Origin of the sequence: Sphingomonas mucosissima (assembly GCF_002197665.1) — a bacterium.
GTDB lineage: Bacteria > Pseudomonadota > Alphaproteobacteria > Sphingomonadales > Sphingomonadaceae > Sphingomonas > Sphingomonas mucosissima.
Map to the genome: position 1 here is coordinate 1,060,195 of NZ_NBBJ01000001.1, position 22,626 is coordinate 1,082,820.

Here is a 22,626-nt window from a genome sequence, read left to right on the forward strand (position 1 = left end):
CCATGTTCGGCAACATTGCCAAGTCGCTCTTCGGTTCGTCCAACGACCGCTACGTCCGCTCGCTCAACCCTCTTGTTGCGAAGATCGCCTCTTTTGAGCCCTCGCTCGAGGCGATGGATGATGCCGCGCTCTCCAATCAGACCGTGCTGTTCCGTGAGCGGCTGGCGAACGGAGAGAAGATCGACGATCTGTTGCCGGAGGCATTCGCCACGGTGCGTGAGGCGGCGCGACGGGTGCTTGGTCAGCGGCATTATGACGTTCAGATGATTGGCGGTATCGTGCTCCACCGCGGAGAGATCGCCGAAATGCGCACCGGCGAGGGCAAGACGCTCGTCGCGACGCTCGCCACCTACCTGAACGCGCTGCCGGGCGAGGGCGTTCACGTCATCACCGTGAATGATTATCTGGCCGCCCGCGACGCGGACTGGATGGGCCGGGTCTACCGATTCCTGGGCCTGACCGTTGGGGTGATCGTCCCCAATCTATCGGACGAGCAGCGGCGTCAGGCCTATGCCGCAGACATTACCTACGGGACGAACAACGAGTTCGGCTTCGATTATCTGCGCGACAACATGAAGTACGATCGTGCGTCGATGGTTCAGCGACCCTTCGCCATGGCGATCGTTGACGAGGTCGACTCTGTCCTGATCGACGAGGCGCGCACCCCGCTCATCATATCCGGCCCCACCGACGACAAGAGCGACCTCTACATGAAGGTCGATGCCGTCGTGAAGCAGATCACGCCTGATGATTACGAAAAGGACGAAAAGCAGAAGACGATCGTCCTGACCGAGGAAGGCACCGAACGCATCGAGCGGCTGCTGGAGGCGGCGGGGCTGCTGGAAGGCGCCAACCTGTATGACTTCGAGAATACGCAGGTCGTCCACCACCTGAACCAGTCTCTGCGCGCCAATGTCATGTTCAAGCGCGACACGGACTATATCGTGAAAGACGGCAAAGTCGTCATCATCGACGAGTTCACCGGCCGCATGATGGACGGCCGGCGGTGGTCGGATGGTCTCCACCAGGCGGTTGAGGCGAAGGAAGGCGTGCAGATCGAGCCCGAGAACCAGACCATGGCCTCGATCACTTTCCAGAACTACTTCCGCATGTACCCCAAGCTCGCCGGCATGACGGGAACGGCCTCGACCGAGGCGGCGGAATTCTTCGACATCTACAAGATGAACGTCGTCACTATTCCGACCAACAACCCGATCCGCCGGGTCGATGAGGAAGACGAGTTCTACAAGGACACGCATGACAAGTTTCGTGCGATCGCCAAGCGCATCCGACAGCATGCGGAGAAGGGTCAACCGGTTCTGGTCGGCACGGTGTCGATCGAGAAGTCGGAGCTGCTTTCCGACTTCCTCAATCAGGAAGGTGTCGACCACTCGGTACTGAATGCCCGCTACCACGAACAGGAAGCGCATATCGTCGCACAGGCCGGCCGTCTGGGTGCCGTGACAATCGCGACCAACATGGCCGGCCGCGGCACCGACATTCAGCTTGGCGGCAACCTCGAATTTCGCGTCGAGGACGAGCTTGCCGGAATGCCGGACGGGCCGGAACGCGACGCTGCGGTTGAGCAGATCAGGGCGGAGATCGCGGCCGAGAAGGCGCGGGTGCTTGAGGCAGGCGGGCTGTTCGTGCTCGGCACGGAGCGGCACGAAAGCCGCCGCATCGACAATCAGTTGCGCGGCCGCTCGGGACGTCAGGGCGATCCGGGTCTCAGCCGCTTCTATCTCAGCCTCGACGACGATCTGCTGCGTATCTTCGGCCCGGACACGCTGTTCGCGCGGATGATGCGTAACAACATTGAGGACGGCGAGGCGATCGGCAGCAAATGGCTGAGCAAGGCGATCGAGACCGCCCAGAAGAAGGTCGAGGCGCGCAACTACGATATCCGCAAGCAGGTCGTCGAATATGACGACGTGATGAACGATCAGCGCAAGGTAATTTACGAGCAGCGCGCCGACATCATGGACGCAGAGACGGTTGGCGACGTTGTCGAGGACATGCGCGCAGAAACGGTCAACACGATCGTCGGTGAAGCCTGCCCGGTCGGCTCTTATCCGGAGCAATGGGATATCGACGGCATGAAGGCACGGCTGGCCGACGTTCTGAACGTGCGGCCTGCGATCGACGATTGGCTGAAGGAAGACGCAATCGATCCGGAGTTGGTTACGGAGCGCGTGCGGGCCGAAGCTGATGCGATGATCACCACCAAGTCTGCCGAATTGGAGCCGGACACGTGGACCCAGGTCGAGAAATCGATCCTGCTTCAGAATCTAGATCACCACTGGAAAGAACACCTCGCGACGCTCGATGCGCTGCGGCAGGTCGTTCACTTGCGCGCTTATGCCCAGAAGACGCCAATCAACGAATATAAGCAGGAGGCGTTCGCGCTGTTCCAGCGTATGCTCGACAACATACGCGAAGATGTGACGAAGACGATCGCGCACGCCGAGTTCCACCTGCAGGCGCCGCCTCCGCTGCCGGATCTGCCGGACTTCATCACGACGCACTTCGATCCGTTCTCGGGCGAGGACAACTCGGCGGATATTGATGCCGGGACCCTCGGCCTTATTCAGACGCAAATGCCGCCCATGCAGATCCCGCAGCCGACTGCGGCGGATATGGGGGAAGATCCGGAAATCTGGCGGGGCCAAGTGAGCCGAAACGCTCCGTGCCCATGCGGCTCCGGTCGCAAGTACAAGCACTGCCACGGCACGGTTTGAGCAACGCGTAGGAACGCAGGCGCCTGCTCTGCCGAAAGCGCAGGTGCTCGCGTGTTCTCAGCGCTACTGAAGGTTGCGTTCTTGCCGAGTAGCCCACGGACACAAAAAAGCCCTCGCCAGTGATGGCGAGGGCTTTTCGCATTCACATCGAGGCGGAGATCAGCGGCGGCGCTGCTGCTCCGGCAACACGATCGTCGGCCCAAGCCGATCCATCACATCACGCGCCCTGAAGGCCCGGACCTCGCCGGCAGGCGGTGTGCCCCTGCCCATCACGATCTCGGCCGAAGCCTCGTAGCGATCAACTGTGCGAACGTCGAAGTCGTTGAAGCCGCCGCCCCACGGACCCCAGCCTCCCCAGCCGCCCCATGGCCGGCCGTAGAAGCGCCAGGACGGACCCCAGTAGCCCCCCAAGCCGCCGTAACCCCAGCCAGGGCCGAAGCCAACGCCAGCGCCCGGCGTCGAATAGGTCCGCGCCTGGCGATCGGTCTGCCGATCGACGGTCACGAAATAGTCGAAGCCGTTCTGAACTGTCAGTTCCGCCGCCCGGAACAGCAGGTAGCGCTCAACCGTGTCACGGTCAGTGACCGTATTGCCGGCGAAATTGACTAGGAACCGATTCGCTTCAACCTGGCGTTCGCTGAACCCGGTGCGGTTGAAGCCAGAACCTGTTGCCGGCCGATATGGCGTCTCTGTGGCGCAGCCAGCGACCAGCAAGGCGCCGGAAACGGCCGTGGCCATCAGCAGGCTGCGACCGGTACGCAAGATTCCCATTATGAAGTCTCCGAAACCGCCAAGGCGGCGGTATGACTCGCCTTTAGCTGTTAAAAGTGGAACGTCCGATGAACGGATTGGCTCCAAAAAACACCGGCCTGTCGCGCGTTACGCCAAAATCCTGAATGCATTGCTCATGGCGTGAGCATCCTGAAGATACGCGCTGAGTACGGCCTCGTTGATCACGTCCCACCGATAACCCCCGGCGTGCAGGTTGCCGGCGCGGCCCATCTCCTGGCGACGGCTGGGATCCCCGATCAGGATTGAGAGCGCGTCGGCATAAGCAGCCGTATCCCGTGGCTGGACGAGAAACCCGGTGCGCTCGTCATCAACCAGGCCGACTGCGCCCGAAGCTCGGGCCGCCACCACCGGTACGCCCGCAGCCATCGCTTCTAGGGTCACATTCCCGAACGTCTCGGTCACACTAGGGTTGAAGAAAACGTCCATGGAGGCAACGGAGCGTCCAAGCTCATCTCCTGCCTGAAAGCCGGCGAATGCCGCATCCGGAACCTGGGACGCAAACCAGTCCCGCGCAGGGCCTTCGCCGATCACCAGAACGCGGTGGGCAACCTTGCGACGTTTTAGCTCGGCCGCAACCGCTGCAAAGACGTCCAGTCCCTTCTCCTTCACCAGGCGCCCGAGAAAGCCGATGGCGACCTCATGATCGGCGATCCCTAAACGTCTCCGCCATTCCAGGTCGCGTCGCGCCGGAGAGAAGCGGTCATGGTCCACACCCCGGGACCAAACGGTGGTTGGCGTTTGCACACCCCAGCTTTCCAGAATTTCGCCAAGCAACGGTCCAGGAACGAGCACGCGATCGACCCGATCATAGAAGCGCGCGAGCATGCGTTCGAAAAGCGGCTCGATGAAACCCAGGCCGTAATAGCGAGGGTAGGTTTCGAAGCGCGTGTGGAGCGAAGCGACGCGAGCGATACCATGGCGGCGAGCGTAGCTGACCGCTCGATGGCCCAGGATGTCGGGGGCCGATACGTGGATGAGGTTGGGCGCAAAGGCCGCAAGGTCTTGTCTCACCTTCGCAGGCAAGCCGCGCGCTAGACGATATTCTCCGCGTTCGCCCGGAAGTGGTATGGCGGGAACATCAACGAGGTCACCGGTCGCGGGGAATGCCGGGTTGGCAACCGTCGGTGAATAGACCCGCACGGTCACACCGCGGCTGAGAAGGTGGCCCACCAGCAGGTTGAGCGCCTGGTTCGCGCCATCTCGCGTATAGTTATAATTGCCGCTGAACAGTGCGACACGAAGATCCGACGGATGCATGATCATAGGAGACTAACGATTGATTGCGGCGAACGCTGGGCAGCCCGCGCGTGCAGCCTAAGAGGCGGAATTTAGCTCGCCTTTACGTGGCAAGCGCCGAATGCGCGGCTCCCGGCTAAGCTTCGCCTCCTGCCGGATCGTCTGGCGGAGTTCGTCGCGCTTTTCATGAATCGAAGCGATCACTGGTCCCATGGCAACGCCCAGGTCGACCAGCAATGCCTCCGAAAGCTGAAGCGAGCTTTCCAGCGTCTCAGGCACGGCATCGGTGGCTCCTGCACGGTAAAGCTCCGCAGCGTGCGCTGCGTCGCGCGCCCGAGCGACGATTGGCAGCTCCGGCGCGAGGGCGCGCACGCGCCTTGTGAGACGCACCGTGAGGACTGGTTCATCCATGGTCAGAACCAACGCGCGCGCGCCGGGCAAGTTGAGCCGGTCCACCAACTCGGGGCGGATGACGTCCCCATACATGATGGACTTTCCGGCCGACCGGGCGGCTTTCACCACATCGATGTCCGCCTCGACCGCCAGGTAGGGCTGGGCGTGGCGATCGAGAAGGTCCGCGACCATTCGGCCAACGCGTCCAAACCCGATGATGACGGTATGCTTGCCGTCCTCTGGCGGTGCTGCCGAGAGGTCGGCTGCTCCCTCGATCCGCTTGGAAGCGGCGCTCCCTGCCTTGGCGAGTACGGGCGTAATGGTCAGCCCTATCGCGGTGACGGTTTGCCAGAATGCCGCTGTTGATGCTTGAATCAGCTGCGCCTGTGCGGCGGTGGCGAGCACGATCAGCGTCGTTTCGGACGGGCTACCCATCAGCAACCCTGTTTCCGCCGCTATACCGCGCCGCGCATTTGCGAGGCGCAGCAGGAAGTAGGTCACCATGGTCTTGACTGCGACGACGCCGACCACAGCGATCAGCAGGTCCGACCAGTTTTTCGCGATCAATCGCAGATCGAGGCTCATTCCCACGCTGATCAAAAAGACGCCGAGCGCCAAGCCCTTAAAGGGCGCTGTGATCACCTCGACTTCGGTGTGATATTCCGTTTCGGCGATCAGCAGCCCAGCCAGCAGCGCTCCGACGATCGGCGACAGGCCGGCCGCCGTGGTCGCAACGCTGGCGACGATGACGACTAGGAGAGAGGCAGCAAGGAAGAGTTCGGGGCTCTTGGTGCGGGCCGCCTGTGCAAACAGGCGGGGAAGAATCATCCGGCCCGCGATGTAGATCGCGACCACGGTCAGGCCGCCACGCAATGCCACCATGCCAATGTTGCCCATCCCCCCCTCCGCGCCGGCGGAGGGGGCGAGCGCTCCCAACGCAAAGATAATCGGTACTAGCGCCAGATCTTCAAACAACAGCATGGCAAAGGCCCCACGACCGACGGCGCTGGTGGTGCCAACGAGCGGGAGGACCAGAGCCGTAGAAGACAGTGCGAGCGCGAGACCAAGCCCGATCGCTCCCGGCCAGCTCTGTCCGAGAAGGTGCAGGGCGGTGCCGATGATCAGCGCGGAGCCGAGTAGCTCCGCCGGGCCGATCCCGGAAATAAGGCGACGCATGGCCCAAAGTCGCCTGAAAGAGAGTTCCAGCCCGATTGAGAAAAGCAGCAGAACAATGCCGAATTCGGCAAACGGCTCAATCGAATGGGGATCAGAAATCGTCACATAGTAAAGCCAGGGGGCGCGCTCCACTTGGCTTCCGAGACCCGCCGGACCGACCAGTAGCCCAACGAGGATAAAGCCGATCACTGGGCTGATCCTGAAGCGAGCGAATGCGGGGATAACGAGGCCGGCCGCGCCGAGGATCACCAACGCGTCAGAGAATTGCGGGTTTTCGAGACCGATCGCCATTCACATCCCTTGCCCCGATAACGGACGCTTGTCAGCAGCGCTGTCGGCGAATGCGCCCATGGGTACGGCATTGCTGGGCCGCGGCGGCGCCCAAGGCCGGCCTGACGATAAGCGATGCTCAACGGCTGCAGATCTTTAGGAAGGTACTTAGGCGCAGGACGGCTGCCAGTGTGCCGCGGACCGCGGGTCGTTGATGTCCTGGCAATCGATAAAAGGGGGTGTGAACGCACGCCGTCAGAATCGCCGATCCGCGGATCACTCGAAGGAATGATGTCCGTTTGCAGGTCCCGGCCATCCGCCGGGACCTGTCTTGGTATCAAGCGGCTGAGCTTATGCCCAAGTCGCCATCTTGTTCTCGAGGTTTACGCGCACAGCCTCGAAGAACTGCTCGGTCGTCATCCACTTCTGATCCGGGCCGATCAGGATCGCGAGATCCTTAGTCATGTCGCCGTTTTCGACCGTCTCGATGCATACCTTCTCCAGTTCCTCAGCGAAGCGGGTCACGTCGGGCGTGTTGTCGAACTTGCCGCGGAACTTGAGGCCGCCGGTCCAGGCGAAGATGGACGCGATCGGGTTGGTCGAGGTCGCCTTGCCCTGCTGGTGCTGGCGATAGTGACGCGTCACGGTACCGTGCGCCGCTTCCGCCTCGATCGTCTTGCCATCCGGCGTCATCAGCACCGAAGTCATGAGGCCCAGCGAGCCGAAGCCCTGTGCCACCTGATCCGACTGAACGTCGCCGTCATAGTTCTTGCAGGCCCATACGAACTCGCCGTTCCACTTCAGCGCCGATGCGACCATGTCGTCGATCAGGCGATGCTCGTAGGTAATCCCCAGTTCCTTGAACTTCTCGGCGAATTCCGCCTCGTAGATCTCGGCGAAGATGTCCTTGAAGCGACCGTCATATGCTTTGAGGATCGTGTTCTTGGTGCTCAGGTACACCGGCCAGTTGCGGTTGATGCCGTAATTCAGGGAGGCGCGCGCGAAATCGCGGATCGACTCGTCGAGATTGTACATGCCCATCGCGACGCCGGAGCTCGGAAAGTCGAACACCTCATGCTCGATTTCATGGCCGTCCTCGCCCGTCCACTTCATGGTCAGCTTGCCAGCGCCCGGCACCTTGAAGTCGGTCGCGCGATACTGGTCGCCAAAAGCGTGACGACCCACAACGATCGGGTGGGTCCAACCGGGAATCAATCGGGGAACGTTCTTGATCACGATCGGCTCGCGGAAAACAACGCCGCCCAGAATGTTGCGGATCGTGCCGTTCGGCGACTTCCACATCTTCTTGAGGCCGAACTCCTCGACGCGCGCCTCGTCGGGGGTGATGGTCGCGCACTTCACGCCCACGCCATACTTCTGGATCGCCTTGGCGCTGTCCACCGTGACCTTGTCGTCGGTGGCGTCGCGGTGCTCCATGCCGAGGTCGTAATAATCGAGATCAATATCGAGATATGGCTTAATCAGGCGCTCACGGATCCATTCCCAGATGATCCGGGTCATCTCGTCGCCGTCGATCTCCACGACGGGCGTTTTCACCTTGATCTTCGCCATCTTCTGTTTCCTTTGAGGGAGGTTCTGGCGTGGTCGATACGGGCAAGGGGGCGGGGGATCAACCATCGGTGCACCCGCGTTGTGCCCATCGGCTCACCCCGCTACACGAGGCCACATGCCTTCATTACCAAAACCCGAAGATCAGGGTCTGCCCATCACCACCACCGTCAAGTGGCGCTTTCCCGCGGTTCATCCCGAGGGGCAGAAATTCACTGCGATCGCTTTTGGCATCACCTTGTTGATGACGATTGTTCACAGCGTGTTTTTCTGGCCGCTTCTCGGCGTCACGCTGTGGGTCGCGGCCTTTTTCCGCGATCCGATCCGCACCACACCGCGTGGTGAAGACCTGATCGTATCACCGGCGGATGGCCTGGTGACCATGATCGCCGATGTTCCTGTGCCGCGCGAGCTGGTGATGGAACTGGGCGCCGGGCGCATGACCCGCGTGTCCGTGTTTATGAGCGTGTTCGATGTTCATATTAATCGCTCGCCGATCGCCGGAACGATCCGCCAGGTGGTCTATATTTCGGGCAAGTTTCTCAATGCCGATCTCGACAAGGCATCTGAGGACAATGAGCGTCAGCATTTCGTGGTAGAGGGCTTTGACGGTCGCAAGGTCGCCTTCACGCAGATCGCAGGGCTCGTCGCGCGCCGCATTATGGGATTCGTCAAGGTCGGCGATATGGTTGCGGCAGGCCAACGCATCGGGCTCATCCGCTTTGGTAGTCGTGTCGATGTTTACCTCCCTGCTGGCTACGCGCCGCAGGTGGCGCTCGGGCAGCGGGCAATCGCCGGGGAGACCGTCCTAGCGCGCGCGGGCGCGGCATCGGCATCGGGGGTGGCGCAGTGAGGCGCCCAACTCGTCCGCGCCGAGGGCTTCCGCTTCGCGCGGTCGCGCCCAATGCGATCACCGCGCTGGCGCTTTGCTCTGGTCTCAGTGGCGTTCAGTTCGCCGTTAAAGCGCGGATGATGGAAAATGATCTGCCCCTGCTGCAAGGGGCGGAGCTTGCCGCCTTGGCCGATCGTGTGGCTACCCACTGGCAGCTGGCCGTGGCCTTTGTTCTCATTGCCGGCCTGCTTGATGGCATTGACGGCCGCATTGCTCGATTGCTGCACGGGGAAAGTCGATTCGGCGCCGAGTTGGATTCTCTGGCGGACGCGATCTCCTTCGGCGTCTCGCCCGCGCTCATTCTCTACCTATGGTCGCTTTCTTCGCTGCCGCGCTTTGGCTGGATAGCCGCGTTGATGCTCGCAGTGTTCGCGGCGCTGCGTCTCGCGCGGTTCAACGCAAACATTGATGCGGATGATCAGCCACATAAATCGGCCGGCTTTCTCACGGGCGTACCAGCGCCCGCCGGTGCCGGGCTGGCGCTGCTTCCGATATTTCTCTGGTTCTGGACGGAGCAGCCAGCGCTCCGATCGCCTTACATTGTCGCACCATGGACGGTGCTAGCAGCGCTACTGATGGTCTCTAGCGTCGCAACCTGGTCATGGTCGTCGCTGCGACTACGGCGGAATATCCGTTTCGAGGCGCTGGCGCTGGTGGTGATTGTTGCTGCGGCGGCCGTTACGGCGCCGTGGCACACCGTTAGCGCTCTGAGCTTCGGCTACCTGCTAGCATTGCCTTTCAGCATCGCCAGCTATGCCCGCGTTAAGCGGCTACGCGCGTCCGGTATCCCGGCGCAGGGCGCGCCTGTGCCGCCCAGCGCCTGACGGCGATGCGCTGTTCTGCACGAACCAGCGCCGCCAACGGTTGACGTTCTTCCGGCGTTTGCTTGCGCAATGCCCCCAAGATCCGGTCGAGACGCGGCGTTATGGTAATGGACAGAGTGTAAACTGAAATCGCAAACGCACCGGCAAAAACCGCAAAACTTACCACTGCCATCATCGTCCGTCTCCATGGCACTTGCGAACCATAACCCGTAAACCGCTGAAAACAGATGCTGTTCCGCCATATGCCGAGGGAACGTCACGGCTTCATCTGAAAAGGTGCAGCATTTTCGTCGGTCTGGAAGGCAGGTTCTCCATCCGTTCTTTGGAATGTTCCACATATGTTCACGCTGGTCAAGGGCGATCTGTTTGCTTGCCAGTTTGTGGGAGTTTCGCTAATGGCGCGGGCCTCAACTCCGCATGGGAAGCATAACCACCGGTGCGCCGGCCTTTGAGGCAAGCGCCATCCGCTCCCCAGAGGCCTAACCGGAAGGAACACAGATTATGGCGGCACCAGTCGTCACGATGCAGCAGCTTATCGAAACCGGCGCGCACTTCGGCCACCAGACCCATCGCTGGAACCCGAAGATGAAGCCGTATCTGTTCGGTGATCGCAATGGCGTCCACATCATCGACCTCTCGCAGACGGTGCCGCTGTTCGCCCGCGCGCTCGAGTTCATCAGCTCGACGGTCGCTTCCGGCGGCAAGGTGCTGTTCGTCGGCACCAAGCGTCAGGCGCAGGAGCCCGTTGCTGACGCAGCACGTCGCGCTGGCCAGCATTTCGTCAATCACCGCTGGCTGGGCGGCATGCTCACCAATTGGAAGACGATCTCGAACTCGATCAAGCGCCTGAAGGCTCTTGAAGAGCAGCTGTCGGGCAACACCGCGGGCCTCACCAAGAAGGAAGTGCTGCAGCTCACACGGGAGCGTGACAAGCTCGAGATGAGCCTGGGCGGCATCCGCGACATGGGCGGTATTCCCGACATCATGTTCGTGATCGACGCGAACAAGGAAGAGCTGGCGATCAAGGAAGCGAACACGCTGGGCATCCCGGTTGTCGCCATCCTCGATTCGAACGTGTCGCCGGATGGTATCGCGTTCCCGGTTCCGGCGAATGATGACGCCAGCCGCGCGATCTGGCTCTACTGCGAAGCCGTCGCGATCGCGGCGACCCGTGGCAATGCCGAGCAGCAGCGCCGTGGCGGTGTTGACTTCGGCGCGATGGCTGAGCCGCCGGCTGAGGAAGCACTGGGCAGCGACCCGGTCGTGGCGACCGCCGGTGCAGAGGAATCGCGCCAGATCGACGCGTAAGAACTGCGGCTTCGACAAGCCTTTCACCTTTTTCGTGCCGAGTTTGTCGAAGCACTGTCTCTTTCCTGCAATGACGCGGAGAGAAGGGCGGTACTTTGGTAGGCTCGGCACGAGCGGTTTTCATTTGGGCTGATCCCACCTCACCGGATCGATAGGAAGGATTATACGATGGCCGATATCACGGCAGCGATGGTCAAGGACCTGCGCGAGAAGAGCGGCGCAGGCATGATGGACTGCAAGAAGGCGCTGAACGAGACCGGCGGCGACATGGATGGGGCGCTCGATTGGCTGCGTACCAAGGGCCTGGCAGCCGCCGCCAAGAAGTCCAGCCGCACCGCGGCCGAGGGCCTCGTCGGCGTGGCAACCAGCGGCACCGTGGGCGCAGCAGTGGAAGTGAATTCGGAAACCGACTTCGTAGCGAAGAATGACCAGTTTCAGGATTTCGTTCGGGAAGTGACCCAGATCGCGCTCGCCACCGGTGGCGACATCGACGCGATCAAGGGCGAGAAGATGCCCTCCGGCACCACCGTCGAAGAGGTGCTGACGAACAACATCGCGACCATCGGTGAGAACCAGTCGCTGCGCCGCGCAAAGCGCCTCGAGGTGTCCAAGGGCGCAGTGGTCGGATACGTCCACAATCAGCAGTCCCCGGGTCTTGGCAAGATCGGTGTTCTCGTTGCGCTTGAGAGTGAGGCGTCGGACGAGGTGCTTCAGAGCCTTGGCAAGCAGCTTGCAATGCACGTTGCGGCTGCCTTCCCGAAGGCGCTGAACGAGGAAGACCTCGACGAGGCGGAGATCGAGCGCGAGCGCGCGATTGCGACCGAGAAGGCCGGCGAAAGCGGCAAGCCGGCGGATATCATCGCCAAGATGGTCGAGGGTTCGATCGCCAAGTACCGCAAGGAGCACGCGCTCGTCAGCCAGTTGTTCGTAATGGACGGCAAGACGCGCATCAGCGACGTTATTGCAAAGGCCGGCAAGGACGCGGGCACCGCGATCGTGCTCAAGGACTATGTCCGCTTCCAGCTGGGCGAGGGCATCGAGAAGGAAGCGTCTGACTTTGCCGCCGAAGTTGCCGCCGCCTCGGGTGTTCCGCAGAACAAGCAGGCCGAACCAACTGCCTGATCGCGCAGGGCGGCGGTAGATCGTCGCTTTGCAATCATCATCCCGGTCTCGCCGGAACCGACTCTGGGCTGCTCGCAGTCAGTTGGGAGATTGGTTCGCGGAGCGAGGCCGGGATGAACCATGTTAGAGGGGCAGCGCTCGTTCGCGAGGCGGCCGCCATGTAGTGGTTGCGGCTGCTGCGTAGCTTCCCTAAGGTTTCGCTGCCCGACCTCAGTCGTATCGGATCAAATGACCAGCCCTCGTTACAAACGCATCCTCCTGAAGCTTTCGGGCGAAGTTCTGATGGGGGCAGATGGTTTAGCCATCGATCCTGCCGTCACCGGAAGGGTTGCTGAAGAGATCGCGGATGTTAAGGCGCAAGGCTATGAGCTTTGTATCGTCGTTGGCGGCGGCAACATCTTTCGCGGACTTGCAGCGGCCGCCAAGGGGTTCGAGCGCGCTACCGCGGATTACATGGGGATGCTGGCGACGGTCATGAACGCGCTGGCCGTCCAGAACGCGCTGGAGCAGATCGGGATCGATACCCGCGTACAGTCAGCGATCCCGATGCAATCTGTTTGCGAGCCGTTTATCCGGCGCCGGGCGGTCCGTCACCTCGAGAAGGATCGCGTTGTGATCTTCGCAGCGGGTGTCGGCTCGCCCTTCTTCACTACCGATAGCGGCGCGGCCTTGCGTGCCGCGGAAATGAACTGCGATGCTCTGTTCAAAGGCACGAGCGTTGATGGAATCTACAGCGCCGACCCCAAGCAGGATCCCGGCGCGACGCGTTACGAGACAATCTCGTACGACACGGTATTGTCCAAGAACCTCAAGGTGATGGATGCGAGTGCCGTGGCGTTGTGCCGCGACTCGAATATCCCGATCGTCGTTTTCAACATCCGCGAACACGGTAACTTTGCTGATGTGCTTCGCGGTGAGGGCGTATCGACGGTCGTCACGAACGAACAGGAGATGATCGATGCCCGCGTATGACAAAGCGGATCTGGAGCGCCGCATGGCCGGCGCGGTGGAATCGCTGAAGAGCGACCTGGCCGGTCTGCGCACCGGCCGCGCTTCCACGGCGCTGCTCGACCCGGTGACCGTTGAAGTCTACGGCTCGCATATGCCGCTCAACCAGGTTGCTACGGTTTCCGTGCCCGAACCGCGTATGCTGTCCGTGCAGGTGTGGGACAAGAGCAACGTCGGTCCGGTGGAAAAGGCGATCCGGTCAGCCGGTCTTGGCCTCAACCCTATCAATGATGGCCAGACGCTCCGCTTGCCCATCCCGGATCTCACCGAAGAGCGCCGCAAGGAACTGGCGAAGCTCGCAGGTTCCTATTCTGAGAAGGCGAAAATTGCTGTGCGCAACGTGCGCCGCGACGGCATGGATAACCTGAAGACCGACGAAAAGAAGGGCGTGTTCGGCGAAGACGATCGCAAGCGTCACGAGGTCGAGGTGCAGAAGCTTACCGACGCCACGATCGCCGAGATCGACACAGTCGCGAGTGCCAAGGAAAAGGAAATCCTGGGCAAGTGAGCTCGGGACTTTCTGGTTCTTATCTGCGCGCCCGTGCCGCTTTGCCGGCAGCGCAGTGTTTGCCCGTGAAGACCGTTCGGCGGGAGTCCAGCGCCGGTGCGGGCGGGAACTCGTATCGATGAGCGTCGCGCCGGTGCTCCAATCTGCCACCTCGGCACGACCGCGGCATGTCGCCATCATCATGGATGGCAATGGGCGGTGGGCCAAGAAGCGCCTGCTGCCGCGCGCCGCCGGGCACAAGGCCGGCGTCGAAGCGGTTCGTCGCGTCACCCGCCATGCGCGTGCGATCGGCATCGAAGCCCTGACGATCTACGCCTTTTCCTCCGAGAACTGGCGACGACCAGAAGAGGAGATCGGCGATCTGATGGGATTGCTGCGGTTGTTCATCCGCAGCGACCTCGCCGAGCTCGTTCGTGAGAACGTGCGCCTGAAGATCATCGGCGACTATCGACGCTTTCCGCACGACGTAGTGGCGCTGATTGACGATGCGGTCGCCCGCTGTGCAGCCAACACAGGTCCCATTCTGGCGATCGCGCTTAATTATGGCGCTCAGGACGAGCTGGTCCGCGCCGCGCGCCGGCTTGCGGAGCGGCTTCCGCCCGACCAGATCGATGCCGCGGCGATTGAAGGGGAGTTGGAGACGCGCGACATGCCGCCGCTCGATTTGCTAATCCGCACGTCGGGCGAGCATCGGCTGTCCAATTTCCTGCTGTGGCAGGCGGCCTATGCCGAGTTGTTGTTTGTGGATACACTCTGGCCCGATTTCGGCCCGTCGGATCTTGATGCGGCGGTTTCGGCATTCGGCACGCGCAATCGGCGGTTCGGAGGCCTGTGACGCCACCCGACGCGCAGTTTCGGACGCCATCGAACCTGCGGCTGCGGATGATCGCCAGCGTGGCGATGATTGCGGTTGCGAGTGCTGCGCTCTGGTTCGGCGGCATTGCCTTCTGGGTTCTGGCTGCGGCCATTGCCCTGTTCATGATGGCCGAATGGTCCGATCTCCATGCCGTGACCTCGCGCGAGAAACGCATGGCTCAATATGGGCTTTCGGTCCCGTTAGCGGTGATGGCGCCTGCGTCATTGGTGCTGGAGGAGCACAACTTCTTCTCACTGGGGTTGCTCGTCGGCGCGGCCTTCTTTGTCGCAATCGTCACACGCCGGTCAGCGTTGGGGAAGGGGGTCGTGTATTGCGGCCTGCCGGTCCTCGCCCTCGTGTTCCTGAGGCGTCAGGATGAAGGACTGCTGTTCGCCTTCTGGGCCCTGGCGTTGGTATGGGCGACCGACATTGGCGCCTTTTTCGCCGGGCGCTCGATCGGCGGGCCGAAGCTCGCGCCGAAGCTCTCTCCCAACAAAACATGGGCGGGGTTGATCGGGGGCGTCGCCGCTGCGAGCGCCCTCGCGATGATTTTGCACGTACGCTATGGGCTGCCTTGGCGGATGACGCTCGGGACACCATTCCTCGCTGTCCTCGCACAGGGAGGCGATCTTTATGAAAGTTGGCTCAAGCGGCAGGCGGGCGTGAAGGATTCAGGCAACATCCTCCCGGGCCACGGCGGTGTCCTCGATCGGCTTGACGGGCTCGTACCCGTCGCCCCCGTCGCGGCTCTGCTCATGCTCGCGCCGCATCTTCACCGATGAAGACAGTCACTATTCTCGGGGCCACCGGTTCGGTCGGCACGTCGACGCTCGACTTGGTAGAGCGCTCGCCCGAGGCCTTTCGTGTTGTGGCGTTGACGGCCAATTGTGACGTGGCCGGGCTTGCAGCCGCTGCCATCCGCACATGCGCCGAGCGGGCGGTCGTAGCCGACGAAACGTGCCTGCCGGCGCTGCGTGATGCTTTGGCCGGTAGCGGCGTAGAAGCGACCGGCGGCGAGGCGGCGGTTGTTGAAGCGGCTGCTATGGGCGCCGAGGTCACGGTGGCCGCTATCGTCGGCTGTGCGGGGCTCCGGCCGGCGATGGCCGCTGTTGAGCAGGGCGGCACGCTCGCCCTCGCCAACAAGGAAGCGCTGGTTTCAGCTGGTGACGTGATGAAGGCAGCCGTGGCCCGCACTGGCGCCACTCTCCTCCCGGTCGACAGCGAACACAGCGCCATTTTTCAGTGCCTAGACCCGCAACTCGCCGGTCGGGTCAGCCGCATCATCCTGACGGCAAGTGGCGGGCCTTTCCGCGACCGCTCGCTGGACGATATGCGGGCCATCACGCCGGCGCAGGCCGTGGCGCACCCGAATTGGTCAATGGGCGCAAAGATTTCCGTCGATTCGGCGACGATGATGAACAAGGGCCTCGAATTGATCGAGGCCTATCATTTGTTCCCCGTCAGGGCCGCGCAGATCGAGATTGTCGTTCATCGCCAGTCGGTGATCCACTCGCTCGTCGAATATGTCGACGGGTCCGTGCTGGCACAACTCGGCACGCCGGACATGCGGACGCCGATCGCGTGTGCGCTCGCATGGCCCGATCGCATGGCGACCCCGGGAGAGCGGCTTGATCTCGTCCGCATCGGCCGCCTGGACTTCGAAGCTCCCGATGAGCAGCGGTTTCCGGCGCTGCGGCTGGCGCGTGAGGCGCTGGAGGCAGGCGGTGCCCGACCGGCAATCCTCAATGCGGCCAATGAGGTAGCCGTCGAAGCCTTCCTAAAGGAACGGATCGGTTACCTCGAAATCGCCGCAATCGTAGCCGATACGTTGTCGCGCTTTGATCCGGCTGCACCTATGTCGCTTGACGCGGTTCTCGATGTGGATCGCGAGGCGAGGGCGCTGGCGGAAGAGCGTGTGAAGGATCGCGTCGCTTGATCGAAACTCCCGGCCTGCCATTGACGCTGCTCGCATTCGTGCTGGTAATCGGTCCTCTCGTGTTCGTGCACGAAATGGGGCATTATCTGGCTGCGCGCTGGTTCGGCGTGAAGTCCGAGGCCTTCTCGATTGGTTTCGGCCGGGAAATTGCCGGTTGGACCGACAAGCGCGGTACGCGGTGGAAGGTCGGATGGTTGCCGCTCGGCGGCTACGTCCGCTTCGCTGGTGACATGAACGCGGTGAGCCAGCCGTCGCCGGAATGGCTGTCCTTGCCTGCCGAAGAGCGCGGCAAGACTTTCCAGGCCAAGCCCGTCTGGCAACGTGCCATCATCGTGGCGGCCGGGCCGATCGTGAACTTCGCGATTGCGATGGTAATCCTTGGTGGCTTTGCCATGGCGTTTGGCGACACCCGTACACCGCCAGTGGTTGGAAAGGTTGTTCAGGGCAGCGCGGCGGAGCGCGCAGGATTGCAGGCGGGTGACCGCATCACGCGCCTGGGCGATCGGGACATCGCCATTTTCGAGGACATGCTTTCCTATACTCGAATACACCCGGGCGAGGCGACGCAGGTTGTCTTCGAGCGCGGTGGTCAACAGCGGACCAGCCCCGTGACGATCGGCGTCGATCAACAGAGGGATCGCTTCGGCAACAGCTATCGTATCGGCATGCTCGGCATCGCGCGCGGGGAGCGCGTGACGGTGCCGGTGAGCCTCCTCGAAGCTCCGGTGATCGCAGTTCGGCGGACCGGCGAGATCGTTTCCATGATGGTCGAGACGATCGGCCAGATCATTTCCGGGCGCCGTTCCGTGAAGGAATTGGGCGGGCCGCTTTCGATCGCGAAGGTCTCGGGCGAGCAGATCACACTGGGGCCAGAGGCCTTTGTGTTTCTGATCGCGCTCGTTTCCATCAATCTGGGGTTCATCAACTTGCTGCCAGTTCCCATGCTGGATGGTGGACATTTGCTCTTCTATGCGATCGAGGCGCTGCGCCGGCGCCCGCTGGGGCCGGAAGCGCAAGAATGGGCGTTTCGCGGCGGTCTTGCGGCGATCCTCAGCCTCATGCTGCTGGTGACCTTCAATGATCTTGGGAATTTCGGCCTTTGGCGCAGCCTCGCCCGCTTGATCGGTTGACGATTCAAGGGCAGGGCGCTGCGCTTACGGGCTTGTTTGGGCTTACCGGGGTGGATTTGGTGACTGTATTGAACACTTCGTTTGCTCGACCGCGTGCGGCTGCGCTTCTGCTCGGCTGCACGATGCTTGCGGGTATTCCGTCGATGGCTTTGGCGCAGCAGCAGACGACTGCTCCGGCCCAGGCAGCGCCAGCTGCGACAGCGGTTGCTCCTGCGGTTGAGCGAACGATCCGTTCGTTGCGCGTCGAAGGCTCGCAGCGCATCGAGCCAGATACGGCGCTTAGCTACACCAAGCTGCGCGTCGGCCAGGCGTATACCAATGAGACGCTCGATCAGGCGATCAAGGACCTCTACGCCAGCGATCTATTCGCGGACGTGACCGTCGCTGGCGCGGAAACGGGCGATATCGTCCTGCGCGTGCGCGAGAACCCGATCATCAACCGTGTGATCCTTGAAGGCAACAAGCGCCTGAAAGAGGACAAGATCACCAAGGAGATCCGGCTGAAGCCCCGCCAGGTCTTCACCCGTTCTTCGGTGCGGCAGGACGTCGCCCGCATCGTCGAGCTATACCGCCGCCAGGGACGTTTCGGTGCCAGCGTCGAGCCCAAGATGGTGTCGCTTGATCAGAACCGCGTAGACGTGGTTTTCGAGATCAGCGAGGGCCCGAAGTCCAAGGTTCGCCAGATCAACATCATCGGCAACGAGGTGTTCGACGACGACAAGCTTCGTCAGCAGATGGCGACCAAACAGTCTCGCCTGTTCCGCCTGCTTTCATCGAACACCACCTATGATCAGGATCGCCTTGCGTACGATCAGCAGAAGCTGCGGCAGTTCTACCTGACCGAAGGCTATGCCGATTTTCGCGTCACCAGCGCGGTCGCCGAACTGACGCCGGACAAGGAAGACTTCATCATCACCTATGTGGTGGAGGAGGGGCCGCGCTACAAATTCGGTGAGATCACGGTCGACAGCGACATTCGCGACTTCGACGACAAGGCGCTCGCCCGCACTTTGGCGGTGAAGCAGGGCGACTGGTACAATGCCAAGGCGGTGGAAGACACCGTTGACGGCATAAGCCAGACCACCGGCCTGTTCGGCTATGCGTTTACGGAGATCAATCCGGAGTTCCAGCGCGATCGCGAAGCGCTCACCATGTCCATCAACTTCCACATCGCGGAAGCCAAGCGGACATATGTCGAGCGGGTCGATATCACCGGCAATACGCAGACGCAGGACAAGGTGATCCGTCGCGAGATCCGCCTGGCGGAAGGCGACGCATTCAACAGCTTCCAGGTGCGCCGCTCGCAGGATCGCATCAACAGCCTGGGCTATTTTCAAGACAAGTTCGAGATCAAGCAGACGCCGGGCTCCGGTCCGGACCGTGTAGTCCTGGGCGCGAATGTCGAGGAGCGGTCCACCGGCGAGCTTCAGCTGTCGGCCGGCTTCTCGAGCCTCGAGCGCTTCATTCTTCAGTTCAACCTCACCCAGCGCAACTTCCGCGGCAAGGGCCAGGAGCTGCGCTTCGGCGTGAACTACTCGACCTATTCGAAGTCGGTCGAGGCAGGCTTTACCGAGCCTTACTTGTTCGACAAGAACATCGCGGTCGGCGTCGACGTCTTCCGCCGCGATTTCAACGCGTTCAATTTCACCAACAACAGCCGCCAGACCACCTACGGCCAGGTCTCGACTGGTTTTCAGGTGCGCGCGGGCGTTCCGCTGACGGAATACTGGTCTTTGTCGGCGCGATACGGGCTGTCGTATGACGAGGTGTCGCTCGATCGCAACCAGTTCTTCCGGAACGGACAATGCGATCTTCTGCTGGCAGGTCGCTACTTGTGCGACGCGCTGGGTAATCGCCTGACGTCGTCGGTCGGCTACTCATTGATCTACGACAGCCTCAACAGCCGGCTTCGGCCGACTAAGGGTCAGCGCTTCACCTTCAGCCAGGATTTTGCCGGACTGGGCGGTGACGTGAAGTATCTGCGTGCCCGTGCGGACGGCGCGAAATATTGGGGTATCGGCGGTGGGTTCGTCCTCTCCACGCTTGCGGAAGGTGGCTACATCCATCCGCTGGAAGACAGCCCCAGAGAGGGCGTTGACCCAATCCGGATCACCGATCGCTTCTATCTTGGCGAGCCGCAGTTCCGCGGGTTCAACATCCGCGGCGTTGGTCCGCGCGTGCTGCGTCAATTCTACACTACCGATGAAAGCGGTAAGCAGGTCCTGATCACGGATCGTGACCAGATCGTAGACGACGCGCTTGGCGGAACGGCTTACTACCTTGGGCGGATCGAGCTCGAAATTCCGCTCGGCTCTGGGGCGCGCGAGCTTGGCCTGCGCCCGTCGGTCTACGTGCAGGCCGGCAGCCTGTTCAATATCACCCGTCCGCGACCAACCGCCGTGTTCCCGACGACCACGGATGCCAATGGCAACACGATCGTGCTGCCCCTGCCGCAACTCGACGCCAATGATAACCCGCTGTATTTCTACACCAATCCAGCTGGTGGCGTGGTATCGACAATCTGCGCCGCCGGCATTCCGGATGGTAGCGGCACGTGCAACGGCGTGATACCGAACACGCCGCAGATCGCGTCGCAGCCGTTCGCGGAACGGTTCCTCGGCAATTCGGCAAAGCCAAGGCTGTCGATCGGTTTCGGCGTGAACTGGACTTCGCCGTTTGGCCCGCTGCGGATCGATATCGCTCGCGCCTTGATCAAGCAGGAAGGCGACGACGACAAGCTTATCACCTTCAACGTAGGGACTCAGTTCTGATGACCAAGTTCAAGCACATGCTGCTCGCCGCAGCTCTGGTGGCACCGATGGCGATCTCCGCAGGCACTGCCTCGGCGCAGGTGTCCGGTATCGCCGTGGCGAACCCCGAGCAGGCGGTCGCCAACTCCCGCGCGTGGACCGCTGCGCGCCAGCAGATCCAGACCCAGTACAAGGCGCAGCTCGATCAGGCGAACACCCGCCGCACCGCAATCCAGGCCGAGCTGCAGCCGTTGGTGACGGCTTACCAGACGGCGGCACGTGCGCCGGGCGCGTCCGAAGCATCGTTGCGTCCCCAGGCACAGGCTATCCAGACGAAGCAGCAGGCGGCGCAGCAGGAACTGGGCCGTCTGACCGAGCCAGCCCAGCGCGCCGAAAGCTACGCCATCGAGCAGATCAGCGCGAAGCTCTCGGATGCCGTTCAGGCTGCCGTACGCGCCCGCAACGTCACGCTGCTGCTGCGTCCGGAAGCGGCATTGTTTGCGCAGCCGGCAGCCGACATCACCTCGGCGATCACGGCAGAGCTCGACAAGGCAGTTCCCAGCGTCGGCATCACGCCGCCGGCAAATTGGCAGCCTGGGCAGGGTCAGGGGCAGGGTCAGCCCGCAGCGCAGCCGGCGCAGCGTAGTCAGCCGCAGGGTCGTTGATCCCGGCCATGACTGATACGGCGATCGAAGCGGCGCGCGGTCCCATGGACGTCACACGGGTGATGGCGGCGCTGCCGCATCGTTATCCGATGCTGCTGGTGGACCGTGTGGAAGAACTGGTGCGGGACGTGTCGATCACCGCCATCAAGGCGGTGACGATCAACGAAGGCTTCTTCCAGGGCCATTTCCCGGGTCGGCCGATCATGCCCGGCGTGTTGATCGTGGAGGCGCTGGCGCAAGCCGCCGGCGTCCTCGCGGTCGAGAGCCTGGGTTTGTCCGGCAGCGGTAAGCTGGTGTACTTCATGTCGATCGACGGGGTGAAGTTTCGCAAGCCGGTGGAGCCTGGCGTGCTGCTGCGGCTGGAAGTCTCCTTCGTTCAGAAGCGTTCCAGAGTGTGCAAGTTCGCCGGACGCGCGCTGATCGGCGATGAACTGGCCGCCGAGTGCGAGTTCACGGCCATGATCGCGGATCCGCCCGCCGCCTGAGCGGCCGGGCTGGGCCAAAAGCTCTGCATTGCAGGGCGCGCGCGCGTCTGCTAGGCGCGCCGCTTCCTTCAGGCTGGTCGGAACCAGCCATTTCCGGAGACGAAGACGTGAAGAAAGATACCCACCCCGACTACCACATGATCAAGGTGCAGATGACCGACGGCACCGTGTACGAAACCCGCTCCACCTGGGGCAAGGAAGGCGACACGATGACGCTCGAAATCGATCCGCTCGCGCATCCGGCATGGACCGGCGGTCGCGGTCAGATGCTTGACCAGGGTGGTCAGGTCGCACGCTTCAACAAGCGTTTCGGCGGGCTCACGCTTCGCAAGTAAACGTCCGGTTTACCACCGCGGTCATAGCGTCATCGTAATGTTCGCGGCGGAATATGAACCAGCTGAGATAATGAGCCGGCGCCGCAACCCGCGTGCGCCGGTTTCTTTTGATGTACCGATCGGCGAGGGCGGGCTTCGGCGCGCATTATGCAAGATCGTCGACATCTCGGTTCACGGCGTGCGGATGCAGACCCATTCCGCGCTGCGCGTGGGAAGCACCATTTGGCTGACCCTGCCGCTGGTCGGCATCGTCACGGCTGATGTGATGTGGGCCGACGACTTCAACGCCGGCTGCCGCCTGCGCAAGCCGTTGGCCGATAAGCTGTTGCAACAACTGCTCGCCCTCTAGCAGGGAAGCGTGTGCCCGCACCTGTGATCGAGCGGCACAACCCAGCATCAAGACCGTGAGGCAGCGCGGGATCGCCAAAGGTGATGTACAACCGACACTCACCTATGCTCACCAACCTACGGGGCTTAGGCGCGTCCGGCGGTGAGCTCGCGGAACGTGTCCTACAGTCTCACGCGAGTGTCGTGTGGCGGATGGGGTGGGATTCGAACCCACGGTGAGCGCAAACCCACGGCGGTTTTCAAGACCGCTGCCTTAAACCACTCGGCCACCCATCCGTCTGCGAT

20 protein-coding genes and 1 tRNA gene are annotated in these 22,626 nt (G+C 62.2%); 16 read left to right on the forward strand and 5 right to left on the reverse strand.

Annotation, left to right across the window (positions count from 1 at the left end; translation table 11 throughout):
* Positions 1–2 precede the first annotated feature (2 nt).
* Positions 3–2,738 carry a preprotein translocase subunit SecA gene (secA, locus tag SPMU_RS05050; RefSeq protein WP_088332466.1) on the forward strand — a complete coding sequence of 912 codons (2,736 nt, stop codon included), beginning with the start codon at positions 3–5 and terminating at the stop codon, positions 2,736–2,738.
* A gap of 159 nt (positions 2,739–2,897) precedes the next feature.
* On the opposite strand, the gene SPMU_RS05055 is transcribed toward secA, so the two are convergent.
* The 4 genes from SPMU_RS05055 to SPMU_RS05070 form a co-directional block, all read right to left on the reverse strand.
* Positions 2,898–3,509 carry a CC0125/CC1285 family lipoprotein gene (locus SPMU_RS05055; protein ID WP_245832764.1) on the reverse strand — a complete coding sequence of 204 codons (612 nt, stop codon included), beginning with the start codon at positions 3,507–3,509 and terminating at the stop codon, positions 2,898–2,900.
* Between the two features lie 108 nt (positions 3,510–3,617).
* The gene (locus SPMU_RS05060; protein ID WP_088333180.1) at positions 3,618–4,787 is read right to left on the reverse strand and encodes a glycosyltransferase family 4 protein; all 1,170 of its coding nucleotides are present in this window, start codon (positions 4,785–4,787) and stop codon (positions 3,618–3,620) included.
* A 57-nt stretch (positions 4,788–4,844) separates the two neighbouring features.
* Complete coding sequence (locus SPMU_RS05065) at positions 4,845–6,626, reverse strand: cation:proton antiporter domain-containing protein (RefSeq protein WP_088332468.1); 1,782 nt, start codon at positions 6,624–6,626, stop codon at positions 4,845–4,847.
* A gap of 330 nt (positions 6,627–6,956) precedes the next feature.
* Positions 6,957–8,177: an NADP-dependent isocitrate dehydrogenase gene (locus SPMU_RS05070; RefSeq protein ID WP_088332470.1), complete on the reverse strand. Its 1,221-nt coding sequence runs from the start codon at positions 8,175–8,177 to the stop codon at positions 6,957–6,959.
* A gap of 115 nt (positions 8,178–8,292) precedes the next feature.
* Between SPMU_RS05070 and SPMU_RS05075 the strand changes: the two genes are divergently transcribed.
* The 15 genes from SPMU_RS05075 to SPMU_RS05145 all read left to right on the forward strand — a co-directional run bounded on the left by SPMU_RS05075 (position 8,293) and on the right by SPMU_RS05145 (position 22,342).
* Complete coding sequence (locus tag SPMU_RS05075; protein ID WP_088332472.1) at positions 8,293–9,027, forward strand: phosphatidylserine decarboxylase; 735 nt, start codon at positions 8,293–8,295, stop codon at positions 9,025–9,027.
* Positions 9,024–9,890, forward strand: a complete 867-nt coding sequence (locus tag SPMU_RS05080) for a CDP-alcohol phosphatidyltransferase family protein (RefSeq protein ID WP_088332481.1) — start codon at positions 9,024–9,026, stop codon at positions 9,888–9,890. Before SPMU_RS05075 ends, SPMU_RS05080 begins: the two co-directional genes overlap by 4 nt.
* A 501-nt stretch (positions 9,891–10,391) precedes the next feature.
* The gene (gene rpsB / locus SPMU_RS05085) at positions 10,392–11,198 is read left to right on the forward strand and encodes a 30S ribosomal protein S2 (RefSeq protein WP_088332483.1); all 807 of its coding nucleotides are present in this window, start codon (positions 10,392–10,394) and stop codon (positions 11,196–11,198) included.
* Between the two features lie 168 nt (positions 11,199–11,366).
* Entirely contained in the window at positions 11,367–12,320 is a 954-nt protein-coding gene (gene tsf, locus SPMU_RS05090) for a translation elongation factor Ts (protein WP_088332485.1), read from the forward strand.
* Positions 12,321–12,548: 228 nt separating this feature from the next.
* Positions 12,549–13,292 carry a UMP kinase gene (gene pyrH / locus SPMU_RS05095; protein ID WP_088332487.1) on the forward strand — a complete coding sequence of 248 codons (744 nt, stop codon included), beginning with the start codon at positions 12,549–12,551 and terminating at the stop codon, positions 13,290–13,292.
* Positions 13,279–13,836: a ribosome recycling factor gene (frr, locus tag SPMU_RS05100; protein ID WP_088332489.1), complete on the forward strand. Its 558-nt coding sequence runs from the start codon at positions 13,279–13,281 to the stop codon at positions 13,834–13,836. The genes pyrH and frr overlap by 14 nt, the downstream gene beginning before the upstream one ends.
* Positions 13,837–13,954: 118 nt before the next feature.
* The gene (locus SPMU_RS05105) at positions 13,955–14,671 is read left to right on the forward strand and encodes an isoprenyl transferase (protein WP_088333181.1); all 717 of its coding nucleotides are present in this window, start codon (positions 13,955–13,957) and stop codon (positions 14,669–14,671) included.
* A 47-nt stretch (positions 14,672–14,718) separates the two neighbouring features.
* Complete coding sequence (locus SPMU_RS05110; RefSeq protein ID WP_088333182.1) at positions 14,719–15,474, forward strand: phosphatidate cytidylyltransferase; 756 nt, start codon at positions 14,719–14,721, stop codon at positions 15,472–15,474.
* On the forward strand, positions 15,471–16,628 hold the full coding sequence (locus SPMU_RS05115; protein ID WP_088332491.1) for a 1-deoxy-D-xylulose-5-phosphate reductoisomerase: 1,158 nt from the start codon (positions 15,471–15,473) through the stop codon (positions 16,626–16,628). The genes SPMU_RS05110 and SPMU_RS05115 overlap by 4 nt, the downstream gene beginning before the upstream one ends.
* Entirely contained in the window at positions 16,625–17,758 is a 1,134-nt protein-coding gene (locus SPMU_RS05120; protein ID WP_088332493.1) for a M50 family metallopeptidase, read from the forward strand. The genes SPMU_RS05115 and SPMU_RS05120 overlap by 4 nt, the downstream gene beginning before the upstream one ends.
* Before the next feature lie 56 nt (positions 17,759–17,814).
* The gene (gene bamA, locus SPMU_RS05125) at positions 17,815–20,529 is read left to right on the forward strand and encodes an outer membrane protein assembly factor BamA (RefSeq protein ID WP_425442129.1); all 2,715 of its coding nucleotides are present in this window, start codon (positions 17,815–17,817) and stop codon (positions 20,527–20,529) included.
* Positions 20,529–21,173: an OmpH/Skp family outer membrane protein gene (locus tag SPMU_RS05130; RefSeq protein WP_088332495.1), complete on the forward strand. Its 645-nt coding sequence runs from the start codon at positions 20,529–20,531 to the stop codon at positions 21,171–21,173. The genes bamA and SPMU_RS05130 overlap by 1 nt, the downstream gene beginning before the upstream one ends.
* Before the next feature lie 8 nt (positions 21,174–21,181).
* The gene (fabZ, locus tag SPMU_RS05135; protein WP_088332497.1) at positions 21,182–21,658 is read left to right on the forward strand and encodes a 3-hydroxyacyl-ACP dehydratase FabZ; all 477 of its coding nucleotides are present in this window, start codon (positions 21,182–21,184) and stop codon (positions 21,656–21,658) included.
* A 107-nt stretch (positions 21,659–21,765) separates the two neighbouring features.
* A complete protein-coding gene (rpmE, locus tag SPMU_RS05140; RefSeq protein ID WP_066778564.1) occupies positions 21,766–21,993 on the forward strand; it encodes a 50S ribosomal protein L31 in 228 nt (75 codons plus the stop codon).
* Positions 21,994–22,030: 37 nt separating this feature from the next.
* Positions 22,031–22,342 (forward strand): PilZ domain-containing protein, encoded by a 312-nt coding sequence (locus tag SPMU_RS05145; protein ID WP_088332499.1) that lies wholly within the window; start codon positions 22,031–22,033, stop codon positions 22,340–22,342.
* Between the two features lie 185 nt (positions 22,343–22,527).
* Here the strand turns inward: SPMU_RS05145 and SPMU_RS05150 are convergent.
* Positions 22,528–22,617 (reverse strand) — tRNA-Ser (locus tag SPMU_RS05150).
* Between the last annotated feature and the right edge of the window lie 9 nt (positions 22,618–22,626).